The following is a 16606-nucleotide window of genomic DNA, read 5'->3' as shown; positions in this document are numbered from 1 at the left end:
AACCGCTGTGTTAAAATTTATTTGATACGGATACTTAATGTTCCTAATTTTGTTCGATAAATAAAGCGATACAAAAGTACTAAAAATATACAGGAGATACGATTATGGCGATAATGATCACTGATGAATGTATAAACTGTGGCGCCTGCGAACCAGAATGTCCGAACACTGCCATTTACGAAGGCGGAGCGGAATGGACCTGGGGCGGTGGCACGGAGCTTAAAGAAGTAGAGATCGACGGTGGCGAGATCATCCCTGGCGATGCGTCACAGCCTCCTATTTCGGACGAGTTCTATTACATTGTATCAGATAAGTGTACTGAGTGCATGGGCTTCCACGAGGAACCTCAGTGTGCCGCTGTCTGCCCGGTTGACTGCTGCGTCGACGACCCAGACTACCGTGAGACAGAGGAAGAGCTATTGGCGAAAAAAGACTGGCTGCACCAGGCCAGCTAGGTATAGCCAACACCAAAAGCGCAAAAAACCTGTCTTTCACGGCAGGTTTTTTTATTTCATCTTTATAAGCTATACCTATGGAAGAGCAACTGCATCAGGATAAAACATTCGAAAAAATCACCTACCCAGGCAAAGCCATCAAAGGGCGTGAGTTTGAGGACTGCGTGTTCAAAAACTGCGATTTCTCTAACAGTGATTTCTCCAACAATCGCTTTACTGACTGCCAGTTTATAAGCTGTAACCTGGCCATGCTGAAACTGAACAACTCAACGCTGAACAACGTGACGTTCAAAGAGTGCAAGCTCACAGGTATAAACTTCAGCGAATGCGAGGACTTTCTGTTTACGGTGGAGTTTGAAAGCTGCCTGATGGACTATACGTCTTTCCTGAGGCGCAAAATGCCTAAGACGCACTTTATTAACTCGTCACTTAAAAGTGCTGTATTTGAGCAGGCGAACCTCACGAAGGCAAAGTTCGACAATACCGATCTGGCTGGAGCTGTGTTCGAAAGAACTAACCTAAGCGAAGCCGATCTGGTCACGGCATTCAATTACATCATCGATCCGGAAGTCAATATCATCAAGAAAGCCAGGTTTTCGCAAAGCGGCTTAGCAGGCTTGCTGGCCAGGTATGATATCCGGGTCGAGTAAGGTATAGCAAAGCTACCACTGCACAGGTTTGGACGTTACGGTATCCTCTCGGCCACTTTCGTAGGCAATACGCACCGTGAAAGTGCGTCTAGCTGCTTCGGCAGGCTTGCCTGGCAACACCAGGTATCCCAAACCCATCTCCATGCCCTCGTGAAATTGCAGGGTGTTCATGTTGGTAATGGCTTGGGATAGAGAGATGATTTGCTGGTTAGGGTAATTGTAAACCGATACTAAATCTTTGATAGATTCTCCAACTGGAGTTTCATGGAAAGGTTGGTCACTGTATATCTCAACTGATGCAATTTTATCCTGCAAAGAGGTGAAAACAGGACCCTCGCAACTTAGGGCTAGGGCCGAGGCGTGTAGCGAGACAGATGCAGGCTGATACGCTAATAGATAGTAAAAGTCCATCTGGAGCAAAAGGCTATCGCCCTGGTACATCTCATCAGACATTATATAAGGCGAACCGGTATAACCTGTGCTTGGAACATGCATGTAGTCGCCTTTGAGCAAGGTAATACGGTTTAATTCAGTCTTATAAGGTCCAGTAGGTGGTTCAGGACAGCAGGCAAAAGGTATAATGCCAGTAAGTATAAGCAGCAGGAATACCATTTTTCGAGTCATAGTACACGAAAGGTTTAAGGCGGATGAATTTCAGTCAAGCTAATGAATAATCAGATGTAAAGTGCTGAATAGTAGATTATGTTATTGTGAAGAGAAGAAGCAATTCAGCCTAAAGCGAAAAACTGAAGATGTAGCAGTGGCCGACATGTAGCGAAATCCTATACCTGATTTTTGTCTGAACAGTCATTTCCTTTTTCAGTACACAACTATCAGCAATTAGCAATCAACAATTAACGTAAAATCCCTAATTTTGCCTTTTAGCGCAAAAAGCAGAAATAAACAGTCTAAGATGTCGATTTCAACAAAATATAACCCCAGAGAAGTAGAAGAGAAGTGGTACAGCAGCTGGATGCAGCGCGGTTTCTTCCGTTCTACCCCTAACCCGAAAAAGGAACCTTACACCATCGTGATTCCGCCGCCAAACGTAACGGGCGTGCTGCACATGGGCCACATGCTCAACAACACGATTCAGGATGTGCTGATTCGCCGTGCGCGCATGAAGGGCAAGGAGGCTTGCTGGGTGCCGGGTACTGACCACGCTTCCATTGCTACAGAAGCGAAAGTAGTGGCTATGCTCAAGGAAAAAGGCATCAATAAGGCAGACCTAACCCGCGAGGAGTTCCTGGAGTATGCCTGGGAGTGGAAAGAGAAATACGGCGGCATTATTCTGGAGCAGCTCAAGAAGTTGGGCGCTTCCTGCGACTGGGACCGTACCCGTTTCACGATGGAAGACGACCTGAGTGCAGCTGTTATCGAAGTGTTTGTGGACCTGTACCGCAAAGGCCAGATCTACCGCGGCGTACGCATGGTAAACTGGGATCCGCAGGGAAAGACAGCTCTATCGGACGAAGAAGTTGTTCCAAAAGACACCATGGCCAAAATGTATCACCTGAACTACGAAGTTGTAGGTGCTGCAGAGCCGACTTATATCACGGTAGCGACTTCGCGTCCGGAGACCATCATGGCCGACGTGGCCGTGGCTGTGAACCCGAACGACGAGCGTTATACTCACCTGCACGGCAAGTCAGTGCGCATCCCGTTGCTGGGCAAGGAAATTCCGGTAATTCTGGATGAGTACGTGTCGATTGATTTTGGTACTGGTGCTCTGAAAGTAACACCAGCGCACGACCTGAACGACTACGAACTGGGCCAGAAACACCAGTTGCCGACCATCGACATCCTGAACGACGACGGTACCCTGAACGAGAAAGCGCAGCTTTATGTAGGGCAGGACCGTTTCGCGGCTCGTCGCAACATCGTAAAGGACCTACAGGAAGTTGGTTTGCTGGTGAAGATCGAGGAGTATGCGAGCGTACTGCAAACTTCGGAACGCACCGGTGCCGTAATTGAGCCACGTTTGTCGATGCAGTGGTGGTGCAAAATGGATAAAATGGCAAAGCCGGCGCTCGAAGCCGTGATGAACGACGAGATCCGTCTGCACCCGCCAAAGTTCAAGAACATGTACCGCTCCTGGATGGAGAACGTGCACGACTGGTGTATTTCGCGCCAGCTGTGGTGGGGACAGCAGATACCTGCTTATTACCTGCCAGATGGCTCTTTTGTAGTAGCTACCAGCGCTGAAGAAGCCTTGAACCTGGCACGTAAGCAAAGCGGTAATGATAACCTGCAGTTGAGCGACCTGCGCCAAGACGAAGATGTACTGGATACGTGGTTCTCTTCCTGGTTGTGGCCGATCTCGGTATTCGACGGTTTTAAAGACCCGGATAATAAAGATATCCTGTACTATTATCCGACCAATGACCTGGTGACTGCCCCTGAGATCCTGTTTTTCTGGGTAGCGCGTATGATCATGGCCGGTTTCGAGTTCCGCAATGAGTCACCGTTCCGCAACGTATACCTGACCGGTATTGTGCGCGATACGCAAGGACGTAAGATGTCGAAGCAATTAGGTAACTCACCAGACCCGCTCGATCTGATCGACCAGTACGGTGCCGACGGCGTGCGTGCCGGTATGTTGTTCAGCTCACCTGCTGGTAACGACTTGCTGTTCGACGAGAAACTGGTAGAGCAAGGCCGTAACTTCAGCAATAAGATCTGGAATGCTTTCCGCCTGATCAAAGGATGGGAAGTAGACGAGAGCCTGCCATGCCCGAACGAAACGGCCATGCAGTGGTTTGACTCCCGCTTCAACGAGGCTTTTGTACAGTTAGAGGATCACTTCAGCAAGTTCCGTATTTCAGATGCGTTGCTTACAGTGTATAAACTGGTATGGGACGACTTCTGCTCGAGCTACCTCGAAATGATCAAACCTGCTTACCAGCAGCCGATCGACAAACAGACACTGGATACCACGATCGTATACCTGGAGAAGGTGCTGAAAGTGCTGCATCCGTTCATGCCTTTCATCACGGAGGAGATCTGGCAGGACCTGAAAGAGCGTAAGGACAAGGAGTTCCTGATCATAGCGGCCTGGCCGAAGCAGGACAAGTTTGATAAGCAGCTGACGGAGAAAATGGAAAGCGTGCTTAAGATCGTAGCCGCCATCCGTAACATCCGCAACTCCAAAAACATATCACCGAACAAGTCGCTTGATCTGGCGATCAAGGTGATGAACCAGGACGGATATGACAACTTCATCAGTATCATCCGCAAGCTGGCGAACATCAATGAAATCTCGCTAGTGCAGGAGAATGTAGAAGGCGCTATCAGTTTCGTAGAGGCCGGCGACGAGTTCTTCATCCCGATGGAGGGCAATATTGACGTGGAAGCTGAACGGAAGCGTTTGCAGAAGGAGCTGGAGTACACCAGAGGCTTCTTGAACTCAGTGGTGAAGAAGCTAAGCAATGAGCGCTTTGTGAGCGGTGCCCCTGAAACGGTGATTGCTAACGAACGCAAGAAGCAAGCAGATGCTGAAGCCAAGATTCACGCGATAGAGCAGAGTTTAGCTTCGCTTTAAGGTATAAACTTTATTAATGGCAGCGGCCGTTCTTGTGAGGGAACGGCCGCTGCTGTTTTTACTCCTTACTCAACTGCACCACCAACTGATCAAGCTCATCTTTCACTTTCGGCATGATATCACTCAGGCCTTGCTTTTTCTTCGGATACATAAGTTCCACGTGGCGGTCATCGATTTTATACTCGAGTAAGCCTTGCTCATCCTCAGTGAGGTAGTAGAGTTTGATCAGCGCATCTGTAGTAGAAACAGCGTATGTGCGAAACTTGAAATTGTTTTGGATGCGCTGCTGGGTGGGGGCTCTGTCTTCTAGGTAGCGTTGCGTTACGACTGTATCAAGTGCCATGGTGGTTTCAATCTGGTGTATGGCCTTGATATTGCCCTCGCTGAAGCGCCAGGTCTGTATATGGTGCTTGCCTTGTTGTCTTGCGCTGTATTTGCTTTGCGATAGGTTGATGCTGGCCATGACATAAAACAGCTCCAGATCGCTTTCGACAGTCCGCATGGAGGGGCTCAGCGTAGCATTATCGCTGATGAAGACAGAAGTGTTGGCAAGAATCCTGGCGTCTTTGTTTAGATCCTGGCCTAACTGCAGGTTACTGCCCTGGCTGAGGATGAAAGCGAAGAGTACAGGAAACAGGAAAGAAAGTGGCGTCATAGTGCTTTGGGTTTATACCTGTTTTCCTATACTCAAATATCGTGCAGAAGGCTACAAACTTGAGCTGTCCACCACACGCCATGTGATGTTCCCATTGTTCACTTCATAACGCAATATCATATAACCTCCGATATGGCCGTCTTCATAATAGGCCATGGCGTAGCGGTCGTTCAGGATGCGGCTGTCACGGATGGTCATAGTGCCGCCCACCACACCCTCGGTAGGTATAAGTTGGCGCTGTTTACGGCTCAGGTCGTTCAGCAGGTCCACCTCTGGGTTGCGCAGACCTTTTTTACGGAGCTTTTGAATGTCGCTTTCACTCAGGCTACCCATCTCATCCACAAACTCCACACCGCCTGGAGGTAATACGCTCATCGTATCGGGCGGGAGCATCATGTCTTCGAGCGAGTCGGCTTCAGCTTCTTCCTGCTCCAGTTGCTGACCGGTCTCAGCCAATTTATTATCAGCTATACGCAACCGGCTTTCGGCATCATTTTTCTTCCAGTAGAAATAAACGGCTGCAAACAGGAATACGGCAGCCAGAATCCAGGCAATGGCAATTCTCATAGTTTTAATATGTTACTTTTTGTGATTAAAATATTAATATAATTTAGATCAAATTTAAAAAAAAACGAGTATCTATTTGATAGATTATAATAAAAATTAAAAAAATTATAGTTACTTATCTGTTAATATATTCTTATTCTATATTTAATAGGTTACATATATTGCATAGGCATTCATTTAAGTGGATATATTAATGTGTTTTGAATTTTATATTTAATCTAAATAAGAGAAGTGTATGAAACAACTTCATTTTTAATGATATTTATATTATATGGATGTCATAAAGATGATATTGATACCCTCGAACTTAAAACAGACTCGACTCAAGCAGTAGATAATGATCATCTGAACGCTTTAAAAGAAGCATTTAAGGAAAAAGGTTATAATGATTTTTTAACCGAAAAATTTTTTAGTGGTGATAGTATTTTGCATTGGGAAGCTCATTGGGCTGGTTATTCTTATCGAATAGATTCAGTAGTAACTACTTATGTACCACTAACTCCAAAATTAGATGAAAATCAAAAAGACATTATTAAAAAAGAGATAAAAGTTCAAGGTTTTAGAAAGTTTATCGTATTTGTTGAAAGCAGTAAGAGTACTGAATATTTTATAGTTACTTATATTTCTGAAAACCCAGAACATAGTCAAAAACAATTTAATTTCAATAGTTTTACTGGAACTGTTCTAGTTAATAATTTAAAATATAATAAAGTATCACTTCTAAAGTATAAAGGTGGTAAAATTTATAGAAAAGGCGATAAGGGTGCGAATGGTGAAATAATGGCAACTGCTTGTACTACATCGCAAGTATGTAGTTGGGGTGGGAGTTGTGATAGTGCTTTAACAATTACCTACACTTCTGGAAATGTAGAAGGTGGTGGATGTTCTTATCCAAGTGGTGTCAGTGGATGTGGCAATAATACAGAATGGTATTTGTCATACTCTTATTTTGATACAGACTGTTCATCAGGTACTTACAATCCAGGTGTTCCTTCAGGTGGAGGTGAAGGACCTGGAGGATCTAGCGGTGGAGATCCCGGCGGACCTTCTAACCCAGGAGATGGTGAAATGACTCCAGCCCCTGAAACATTTACACCTGCAGAGGTACCAGAATTAGATCCAGAAGATTTAAATTGCAATCAACTATCTAATTTTCATAATGATCCTACACGAGACTTGAATGATTTCGTGAATCAAAACTTTGGTCTTACACGTGATCAAATAATATCTCAGAGAGGAGATTTAAGTATAACTTTGTGGCATTCTCAGCCTGGAGGACCTAACATTCGCTACATTACTGATCCACTAGTGCCTGGTGCCGTAATTGACTTGAGACATATGCTAGTTATTGGTTATTACGGAGCGGTAGTTGGGAATAGTGTAGAGATGTTGCAGTGGGTAGCTTTGAATGAGAGCGGAATGGATCATCAAGACTATTACTCAAATCAGTTAGGCTACGATTTTTATAATCAATATGGTACTGACATCAAACATAATCCTAGTGGTTTCTTGGATTATTTAATCACATTTCTTTATTCTGGGAACCGTTCAGCTTTAAATAACCCATCCAGAGTAAAATCAAGATGTCCCTAATATTTAAGATGATGAAGAAAGTAATAATAGTTTCCTTGTTAATATTAGTAGTGACTTTGTTGTTATATGTAACTTTTGGGAAAGGCCCAAGAAATTATCGTTTATTTAAAAAAGTGGAGATTGGGATGAGTAAATCAGATGTAGTAGAGCATATGGGCCAACCAGGGCATATTGTAATTAACGAGCAAAATCAAACTTACATTTACTTGTATCAACCCCCTCTGATTTATGTCTCTGACCAAATTGAAATTGTATTTGATGAATCAGACGATAGGGTTATAAAGCTATCCGATCCACAATAGTTATTAAAAGTAGTAAGTACCAATGAAAAAAATAATTCTATCAATTCTAGTAATCATTTGTATAGGTTTGTATAGCTGCGATGCTCAAAGCCAGACGAATTCGATTTTGCCAGATTTAATAGCACCATCAGCAGTGGCTATTAGGATTAATAAGGAAACAAATCCCATATTTAAATTAACTGATAGCCCTACAATATTAACTTCGGTTTTAGGAAAACCTAAAAGTATTGACAATGTAAACTCTGAGCAAGACACTAAGATTTACAAAGAGTATATATACGATAATGCAAGCTTTTATTTTGATGCTGACAAATTAACAAGCATTCATATAAAGACAAGCTCATTTATCCTGAGTCTTAATGGTCTACATCATATAAGGGTAGGGGATAATATCAGTGGCCTGCAAGATATTTTCCCGAACTCCTATCATCTGAAAGAAGACGGCCAGCTATTTGTAAATTTCAAAACAAGCAATGGGACAGCAACAGATGAGGCAATTCTTTTTGAGTATGACTCAACTGGTGTAATCACTAATATTATTATTTAGCTTATAACTGCTAAACCTTATCCCTACAAAAAAGCCTGCCCCAATTTCTGGAGGCAGGCTTTCTGTTTATATGGGAAGTCTTTTATCAAAAGACCTCTAATTCAAAATTAGATCGTCTGGTTCACGTCGAAGTTCTCCAGATAATCTGCCACACGCCGCACGAACATGCCACCCAGTGAGCCGTCCACTACGCGGTGGTCGTAGGAGTGCGACAGGAACATGAAGTGACGGATGCCGATCAGGTCGCCTTCAGGTGTCTCAATCACGGCCGGCTTCTTTTTGATGGCGCCAACGGCCATAATCGCTACTTGCGGCTGCATGATGATCGGTGTACCCATCACGTTGCCAAATGAACCTACGTTCGACACGGTATAAGTACCGCCAGACAGGTCGTCCGGAGTCAGCTTGTTTATGCGGCCACGGTTGGCCAGGTCGTTCACCTTCTTGGTCAGGCCGTTCAGGTTCAGCTGGTCGGCGTTTTTGATGTTCGGCACGATCAGGTTACCGCTTGGCAGGGCCACGGCCATACCAATGTTGATGTCTTTATGACGGATGATGTTGCCACCGTCCACGGACACGTTGATCATCGGGAAATCCTTGATGGCTTTGGCAATCGCGTCGATGAAGATTGGCGTGAACGTCAGGTTTTCACCTTCACGTTTCTTATAGTCGTTTTTCCACTTGTTTCTCCAGTTCACGATGTTAGTCACATCGGCTTCCACAAACGAAGTCACGTGCGGCGATACGCGCTTGCTATCCACCATGCGGTCGGCAATCATTTTGCGCATGCGGTCCATCTCAATGATCTCCACGTTTCCGCTGTAAGAGGCGGCTGGTTTAGAAGCGGCTGGTGCAGCTTGCGCCTGTGGCTGAGCAGCTGGAGCGGCCTGTGGTTGCGGTGCTGCGGCTGGAGCCTGTGCCTGCGGCTGGGCTTGCGGAGCGGCGGCTTGCTGTGGTGCGTTTTTGCGGCTCTCTACGTAAGTCAGGATGTCTTTCTTTGACACACGACCTTCTTTGCCAGTACCCGGTACGTACTCCAGTTCCTGCATCGAGATGCCTTCTTCGCGGGCAATGTTGAGCACAAGCGGCGAGTAGAAACGGCCAGAAGCTGGCTGGTCGAGTTTGGCTACGGCAGCGTCAGAAGAAGCGGCTGCAGGCTGCGCATTTGCCTGAGCGGCTGGTGCAGCAGCTGGTACTTCAGCAGCGGCCGGAGCAGCAGGAGCGGCAGTGTCTTCGCCGTTGGTAGAGATGATGGCGATCGGGGCGCCCACGGCTACCACGTCACCTTCCTGTACCAGTATCTCCTTCAGTACGCCGCCTTGGATGGCAGGTACTTCCGTGTCCACTTTGTCTGTAGCTACTTCCAGCACCGATTCGTCTTGCTCGATGGAGTCACCCACGTTTTTAAGCCATTTCAGAACGGTACCTTCCATGATACTCTCGCCCATTTTGGGCATAACCATTTCTACAAGTGCCATATTTTGTTTATTCGTTGTTCTATTAAGGGACAGTTTTTTGGGCCTCAAGACACAGAAAAGCAAAGCCACGCTATACCTGGCGACCCGAATTTGCAAACAAAGTTAATGATTTTAGCCTATTCCTCAACCGCTATATTCAAACTTTGGCGTACGAGGTTGAGCACGGCCAAGGCAGTATACTCAATATTGAGCTGTCGGTTTTTGTTGTACTGCAAAAGTTTTGCGCGGCTGCCGTGCTGGTCGGCATAAGCAATCCAGATGGTGCCAACGGGCTTTTCGGCTGTGCCACCGTCGGGGCCGGCAATGCCGCTGGTAGCTACGCCGATGTCGGTGTTGAGCATCTTGCGTACGTTCTGGGCCATCTCCAGCACCGTGGCTTCGCTCACAGCGCCGTGTTGTTGCAGGGTTTCGGACTTTACGCTCAGCACCTGCATTTTTACGCTATTGTCGTAGGCCACCACACCGCCCATGAAATAGGCCGAGCTGCCCGGCACGCTCGTGATGCGGTGCGCCAGATAACCACCCGTGCAACTTTCGGCGGCTGCGATGGTCAGGCCCCTTTCTTTCAGCAAAGTTCCAAGGGCTTCTTCCAACGGCACTTCGCCATAGGCAAAGATGTGTTTGGGTACGAGTGCCGAGAGCTTGCTGACTTCTGTTTCCAGTTCTGTTTCCAATTGTTCGGCATTGTCGCTGGTGCCGGTCAGGCGCAGGCGCACGCCCCCGAGGTGGGGCAGGTAGGCCAGCCGGATGTGCGCAGGCAGGCTCGTTTCCCAATCTTCCAGCTTCTCGGCCAGCATCGACTCGGGTATACCTACCGTCTGAATCACTCTGTGGATAATGTGCGGGGTTTTGAAGTAAGCCTTTAACTGTGGGAGCACTGTGTCTTCCATCATGCGCTTCATCTCAAACGGCACCCCCGGCATCGACACGAACACTTTCCCTTCATCCTCAAACCACATACCCGGCGCGGTGCCCAGCACGTTGCGCACCGGTGTGCAGGAAGCTGGCAGAAAAGCTTGTTGCCGGTTCAACTCTGTCAGGGCATAGCCCCGGCTTTTGAACAGCTCAGTCACATCGGCCAGCGATTGCTCATCCAGTTTGAGCTCGGTATGGAAGTAGTCAGCCAGCACGTTTTTGGTGAGGTCGTCTTTGGTAGGGCCAAGGCCACCGGTGATCAGAATGATGTCGGCACGGCTGCGGGCATCATCCAGCGCCTGTACGATGTGGCTTGTTTCATCCGAAATCGAGGTGATCTGCTTTACCCGTATACCTATTTTGGTGAGCTCCGTTCCCATCCAGGCAGAGTTGGTGTCCACTATCTGCCCATACAGGATCTCGTCGCCTACCGTAATGATTTCTGCATATACCGCTTTCATAAAATTAATTTTGGTCTGATTTGTGCGTTGCCAAGTAAAACTCATTCAAGTTAAAGATGTTCGGGCGATTTGACGCAGGACAAGTATTATTTTCCGTAATTTTAGCCAATGCGCAGGTATAGCCTGACAAACAAAAAGAACAACCCATGAAAAAATTACTCTACACCTCACTCGTAGCCCTCACCCTGGGTGCCTCAGCCTGTACGGTGGCCGATATTCAACGAACCGTAGATGGCGTGATGGCCGGAACCGGAGGTGCCGTTACCCGCGAAGAAGTAGCTTCCGGTCTGAAACAGGCGCTGGAAGTGGGCATTACCAAAGGCTCGAACCAAGCCTCTCAGACAGACGGCTATTATAAGAACTCCCTGATCCGTATACCTTTCCCACCGGATGTGCAAAAGGTGGAAAACACGCTCCGTCAGGTAGGCCTGGGCAAAGAAGTGGATCGCTTCGTGATGACCTTGAACCGTGGAGCTGAAGACGCGGCAAAGAGTGCTGTGCCGATCTTTGTGAATGCTATCAAGCAGATGAGCATTGCCGATGCATGGGGAATCCTGAAAGGTGACAAAGACGCCGCCACGCAGTACCTGAAGCGCACAACTTCCACGCAGTTGCAAAATGCCTTTATGCCGGTTATCCAGCAATCACTGGAGAAGACAAATGCAACCCGCTACTATACCGACCTGGTGACCCAGTACAACCAAATTCCACTAGTGCAGAAGGTAAACCCGAACCTGGACGAGTATGCCACACAGAAAGCCATGGACGGTTTATTTCTACTGATTGCACAGGAAGAGGCGAACATCCGCGAAAACCCGATCGCACGCACAACTGAGTTGCTGCGTAGGGTATTTGCCAAAGAAAATCAGTCCTAAGCTATACCTGTTATAGTACTTCAGAAAGCCCGCTGTATCGTTTGATACAGCGGGCTTTCTTTTTTGCAAAACATTAAAACCGGATTGAAAGTACAATACACAAAATTTTAAGAGTGAGTTAGATACGCGCATAATCCCCCTGACAGGTATGGAAAACAAACGCTTTAAATACAGCCCTATCACCAAAGAGAGGGACCTTGATGAGCTAATAGAAGAAATTGGCGACGCCCGGGTGGTGATGCTGGGTGAGGCATCGCACGGCACTTCTGAATACTATACCTGGCGTACGGCTATTTCAAAGCGGCTCATCGAAGACAAAGGCTTCAATTTCATAGCCGTGGAAGGGGATTGGCCGGAATGTTATACCGTGAATCGCTTTGTAAAGGGCTACCAGAACTCAGGGCGCAAGATAGCCGATGTACTCGGCGTATACCGTCGCTGGCCTACCTGGATGTGGGCGAACTGGGAAGTGGCCGCGCTGGTGGAGTGGATCCGCGACTTCAACCACATGCGCGATGCGCAGCATAAGATAGGCTTTTATGGGCTGGACGTTTACAGTTTGTGGGAGTCCTTAGATCAGGTGCTTAAATATATGGAGCAACACGATGGCAAAGCTGCAGAAGCTGCGCGAGCCGCTGTGCAATGCTTCGAGCCCTTCCACCGCGATCCGCAGACCTATGCACAGGCCACAGCTTTTGTGCCGACGGACTGCGAAAACGAGGTGATTCAGATGCTGGAGCAAGTGGCAAAGCGCGTCGTATACCCGGATGACCCGGAGCACGAGTTCAACACAACCCAAAATGCGCTGGTGGCCGTGAATGCCGAAAAGTACTACCGCGCCATGATCCGGGGAGGAGTTGGCTCCTGGAACGTGCGTGACTCACATATGATGGAAACGCTGGACCGTTTACTGGAATTTAACGGACCGGATGCCAAAGCCATTGTTTGGGAGCATAACACGCACATTGGAGATGCCCAATACACCGATATGGCCGATGATGGCATGTTTAACATCGGACAGCTGGCCCGCGAAAGGTATGGTCGTGATCAGGTAAAATTAGTGGGCTTCGGAACATACCAGGGTAACGTGATTGCCAGCCGGTCATGGGGAGCGCCTATGCAAAAGATGGATGTGCCGCCTGCCAAGGAAGGTAGTTGGGAACATATGCTGCACGAAATGAGCACTGACGATAAGATCATCCTTTCCAAAGATCTGCGGGAAGTGCCTGAACTGCAGCACCGCATCCCGCACCGTGCCATCGGAGTGGTCTATGACCCTAAAGTGGAACATCTGGGCAACTATGTGCCTACTCTTATACCTGAACGCTACGATGCTTTCCTGTACTTTGACGAAACAGAAGGCGTACACCCGCTGCACATGAAGGTAAGAGGCGCCAAAGAGCCGGAGCTATATCCGTGGAACTATTAGAAGTTTGAAAGCTTAGGAGTTTGAAAGTTAAAGAAGTTAGGAAGACATAAGCTTTTTGTGTTTGATTGGCCTTCTGCCGTGGCTTGATTTGAAATTTGCTTTGAATTGTTGATATTCAAAGTCTCAAATGACACAGCCTGATTGTGAAAAGTTTTTCTTTCGTCTTACTTCTCTTTCTATTTCTATGTCCTGCTTTATCTGCACAGGTAAAGGGGGAAGGCGTGCCCTATATCAAAAATTATTCTCTTAAAGAATACCAGGCTTCCCCTCAAAACTGGGCCGTCGTGCAAGACCATCGGGGGATCATGTACTTCGGCAATAACTATGGCGTGCTGGAGTTTGACGGTAACCACTGGCGTAAACTCGGTCTCCCTAACCGCTCCACCGTGCATTCGCTGGCTGTAAATAAGGAAGGACGTGTCTATGTGGGTGGTCAGGATGAGTTCGGCTACCTACAACCCGACGAATCAGGTATGATGGCCTATGTATCGCTTAAGCCCCTCATAAACGACGATGACAAGACCTTTGCCGATGTTTGGAATATTTTTACCAAAGACGGTGAGGTGTTTTTCTGTACGGTATCGGGCGTTTACCACTTCGACGGCGACAGTGTACAGGTATACAAAACACCGTACGACCCAACTGGTTTTCCATTTTTTGTACAGGGCAGGCTGTTGGTGCCTGTAATAGGGCAGGGGATTTATGAACTCAAGGATGAGCGACTAGTGCGCATTCAGGGCAGTGAAAAAATCTCTGAACATAACATCGCCTCTATCCTGCCATACCCTGGCGGAAAGGCCTTGATTATAACAGAGGAGCGGGGCATTTTTATTTATGATGGGTATAATGGCTTCAGTCCTAGCAACTGGCCTGTAGAGGATTTCCTGATCAAAAACAAAGTGAACACGGCCACCGCCTTAACGGAAGGCTATGCCATTGGTACCATCCTGGATGGACTGGTGGTGATCGACATGGACGGTCGGCCTACCCAGCACCTCAACAGCAGCAAGGGCTTGCAAAACAGCACCGTGCGCAGCATCTATCAGGATCACAAAGAAAATCTCTGGCTGGCCCTGAACTACGGCATCGACTACGTGGAGGTCAACTCGCCCTTTAAGGTTTTCAATAACAGGTTAGGTTTGCCGGGTACAGGTTATGCCTCCCTGTTGAATCAATCCACGCTATACCTGGGCACCAGTGACGGCTTGTTCTATAAACCTATTGCTAAGGACGAAAATCCGCTAAGCCCTTTGCCTTTGAAGCGGGTGGAGAATACAGAAGGGCAGGTATATAACCTGCAGCAGATCGGCGGAAAAATCATTCTCTCGCACCACAACGGCCCTTTCGAGATCGTCGACAACAAAGCGGTCAGACTGTCGGAGCACCGGGGAGCATGGCTGTTCCTGCCCCTGAAGTCGCGACCAGGCTACTACCTCTGTGGCACTTACCATGGGCTGATGCTGTACAGGATGATCGATGGCAAACTCGTTTTCCAGAATAAAATCAGCGGATTTGAGGAGTCTTCCAGAGTAATGGAGGAGGACAGCGATGGCAACATCTGGGTGGCGCACGGCTACATCGGTTTATTCAAAATCAAGTTGTCCAATGACCTGGCAAAAGTAGAGCAGGTGGCTTTTTATGGTGAGAAAAACGGCTTGCCTTCCAACTTAGGCATCAATGTGTACAAGATTAACGGCAAGCTGGTCTTTACAGGGCTGCAAGGGGTTTATGTATTCAACAGCAGGACCGATCGCTTTGAGGTATACGATGAATTGAATAAGCTCTTCAGCCGGAATGTACAGGTTAGAAAGCTGGTTGAAGACAAAGAAGGCAATATCTGGTTTTCGGCAGGGGACGAGATGGGCCTGATCAGAAAGCTGAGCAACGGAAGTTACGAGGTAATCAAAAACGTGTTTAATAAGCTGGAAGGAAAGCTGGTAGGCGGCTTTGAGCACATTGCCTACTACAACAATCAGAATGTGCTGATAGGTATAGACGAAGGCTTTGTGCAGTACCAGCCAAACTTTCTGCAGAAGAACAGCTTGCAGGAGAAGTTCTATACCTTGATTCGTCAGGTGGAAGTCCGGAAACAGGCCAGTGATTCGCTGATCTACGGTGGCTCGTTTGTGAATAATGGCCTGGTTGAAAACGTGCAGCCCGGACACAGCATCCCCACCTTGCCGTATGCGCTGAACTCCCTCAAGTTCGCCTTCGGAGCGATACTCTATGACGGTATTGAGGATGTGCAATACCGTTACTACCTGGAGGGCTTTGATGAAGACTGGTCGCCCTGGGGCAGCACTTTGCAAAAGGAGTATACCAATCTTCGGGAGGGGACCTATACCTTCCGGGTAAAGGCCCGAAACGTGTACAACCAGGAAAGTGAGGAAGCAAGCTACGAATTCACGATATCTCCGCCGTGGTACAGGTCGGTTTGGGCCTATGCTTTGTATGTGCTATTGGGTCTACTGCTGGCATACCTGGTCTGGAATATAATGGACCGCCGTGTGCACCAGGCAAAAATAAAGCTGCAACAAGAACAAGAGAAGGCGCTAAGACTGAAAGAGGCGCAGCATATGGAAGAGGTGCTGAAAGCTGAGAAAGAGATTATCCGACTCAACAATGAAAAGCTGGAAAGCGAGCTCAACCACAAGACCCAGGAACTGACCTCATCAGCCCTGCACGTGATGCACAATGTAGAGGCGGTGCACAAAGTGAAGGAGCAGTTGCAACGGCTAATGGACGAGGTAGGCGAAAAGGAGACCCGCCTACAACTGCGCAAAATTCTGCGGGCTGTGGAGGAGGAGATCAAGATCGAAAATAACTGGGAGCAGTTCGAAACCCATTTTAATCAAGTGCACCAGGACTTCCTCAAACGCCTGAGTCATGACTACCCGGAGCTGACTCACAAAGATTTGAAGATGTGCGCCTATTTGCGTCTCAACCTATCCAGCAAGGATATCGCTGCGTTGCTCAAGCTTTCGTTAAGGGGAGTAGAAACGAGCAGGTATAGAATCCGAAAGAAGATGAACCTCGAGCAGGAGGAGAACCTGGCGGATGTGATATTGAGGTATTAACTGGAGGGCAAGAAAAGTAATACCTGCAATGTGAATTTGAAAACTAATCCAAACGACCTAT

At 47.6% G+C, this 16606-nt stretch carries 14 protein-coding genes; 9 read left to right on the top strand and 5 right to left on the bottom strand.

Going from position 1 to position 16606, the window contains the following annotated elements; genetic code table 11:
- Positions 1-104: 104 nt before the first annotated feature.
- The gene (locus AC5FX6_RS13765) at positions 105-455 is read left to right on the top strand and encodes a 4Fe-4S dicluster domain-containing protein (protein WP_493597635.1); all 351 of its coding nucleotides are present in this window, start codon (positions 105-107) and stop codon (positions 453-455) included.
- 77 nt (positions 456-532) lie between these two features.
- Positions 533-1105, top strand: coding sequence for a pentapeptide repeat-containing protein (locus AC5FX6_RS13760; protein ID WP_493597634.1), 573 nt, complete (start codon positions 533-535; stop codon positions 1103-1105).
- A 12-nt stretch (positions 1106-1117) separates the two neighbouring features.
- Here the strand turns inward: AC5FX6_RS13760 and AC5FX6_RS13755 are convergent, their stop codons facing one another.
- Positions 1118-1729, bottom strand: coding sequence for a hypothetical protein (locus tag AC5FX6_RS13755; RefSeq protein ID WP_493597633.1), 612 nt, complete (start codon positions 1727-1729; stop codon positions 1118-1120).
- A gap of 289 nt (positions 1730-2018) precedes the next feature.
- On the opposite strand from AC5FX6_RS13755, the gene AC5FX6_RS13750 reads away from it, so the two are divergent.
- Positions 2019-4646, top strand: coding sequence for a valine--tRNA ligase (locus tag AC5FX6_RS13750; RefSeq protein ID WP_493597632.1), 2628 nt, complete (start codon positions 2019-2021; stop codon positions 4644-4646).
- Positions 4647-4704: 58 nt separating this feature from the next.
- On the opposite strand, the gene AC5FX6_RS13745 is transcribed toward AC5FX6_RS13750, so the two are convergent.
- Together AC5FX6_RS13745 and AC5FX6_RS13740 are read right to left on the bottom strand one after the other, a co-directional pair.
- Positions 4705-5301: a hypothetical protein gene (locus AC5FX6_RS13745; protein WP_493597631.1), complete on the bottom strand. Its 597-nt coding sequence runs from the start codon at positions 5299-5301 to the stop codon at positions 4705-4707.
- 51 nt (positions 5302-5352) lie between these two features.
- Positions 5353-5868 carry a hypothetical protein gene (locus AC5FX6_RS13740; protein ID WP_493597630.1) on the bottom strand — a complete coding sequence of 172 codons (516 nt, stop codon included), beginning with the start codon at positions 5866-5868 and terminating at the stop codon, positions 5353-5355.
- A 255-nt stretch (positions 5869-6123) separates the two neighbouring features.
- Here AC5FX6_RS13740 and AC5FX6_RS13735 point away from each other — a divergent pair, with 255 nt between their 5' ends.
- From AC5FX6_RS13735 to AC5FX6_RS13725, 3 genes are read left to right on the top strand one after another with little or no spacing between them, the layout of a single operon-like run.
- The gene (locus AC5FX6_RS13735) at positions 6124-7461 is read left to right on the top strand and encodes a hypothetical protein (protein ID WP_493597629.1); all 1338 of its coding nucleotides are present in this window, start codon (positions 6124-6126) and stop codon (positions 7459-7461) included.
- A gap of 8 nt (positions 7462-7469) precedes the next feature.
- Positions 7470-7763, top strand: coding sequence for a hypothetical protein (locus AC5FX6_RS13730; protein WP_493597628.1), 294 nt, complete (start codon positions 7470-7472; stop codon positions 7761-7763).
- 22 nt (positions 7764-7785) lie between these two features.
- Positions 7786-8310, top strand: coding sequence for a hypothetical protein (locus tag AC5FX6_RS13725; RefSeq protein WP_493597627.1), 525 nt, complete (start codon positions 7786-7788; stop codon positions 8308-8310).
- 107 nt (positions 8311-8417) lie between these two features.
- Here the strand turns inward: AC5FX6_RS13725 and AC5FX6_RS13720 are convergent, their stop codons facing one another.
- Positions 8418-9788, bottom strand: coding sequence for a dihydrolipoamide acetyltransferase family protein (locus AC5FX6_RS13720; RefSeq protein WP_493597626.1), 1371 nt, complete (start codon positions 9786-9788; stop codon positions 8418-8420).
- Between the two features lie 116 nt (positions 9789-9904).
- Positions 9905-11164 carry a competence/damage-inducible protein A gene (locus AC5FX6_RS13715; protein WP_493597625.1) on the bottom strand — a complete coding sequence of 420 codons (1260 nt, stop codon included), beginning with the start codon at positions 11162-11164 and terminating at the stop codon, positions 9905-9907.
- 146 nt (positions 11165-11310) lie between these two features.
- Between AC5FX6_RS13715 and AC5FX6_RS13710 the strand changes: the two genes are divergently transcribed.
- The 3 genes from AC5FX6_RS13710 to AC5FX6_RS13700 all read left to right on the top strand — a co-directional run bounded on the left by AC5FX6_RS13710 (position 11311) and on the right by AC5FX6_RS13700 (position 16545).
- Positions 11311-12039, top strand: a complete 729-nt coding sequence (locus tag AC5FX6_RS13710; protein ID WP_493597624.1) for a DUF4197 domain-containing protein — start codon at positions 11311-11313, stop codon at positions 12037-12039.
- Positions 12040-12187: 148 nt separating this feature from the next.
- On the top strand, positions 12188-13468 hold the full coding sequence (locus tag AC5FX6_RS13705) for an erythromycin esterase family protein (protein ID WP_493597623.1): 1281 nt from the start codon (positions 12188-12190) through the stop codon (positions 13466-13468).
- A gap of 284 nt (positions 13469-13752) precedes the next feature.
- Positions 13753-16545, top strand: coding sequence for a triple tyrosine motif-containing protein (locus AC5FX6_RS13700; RefSeq protein ID WP_493597622.1), 2793 nt, complete (start codon positions 13753-13755; stop codon positions 16543-16545).
- The last annotated feature ends 61 nt before the right edge of the window (positions 16546-16606 follow it).

It is taken from the genome of Pontibacter sp. LHS2 (genome assembly GCF_058932845.1).
Note: the sequence above shows the minus strand (reverse complement) of the source record. Positions and strands in the feature narration are given on the sequence as shown.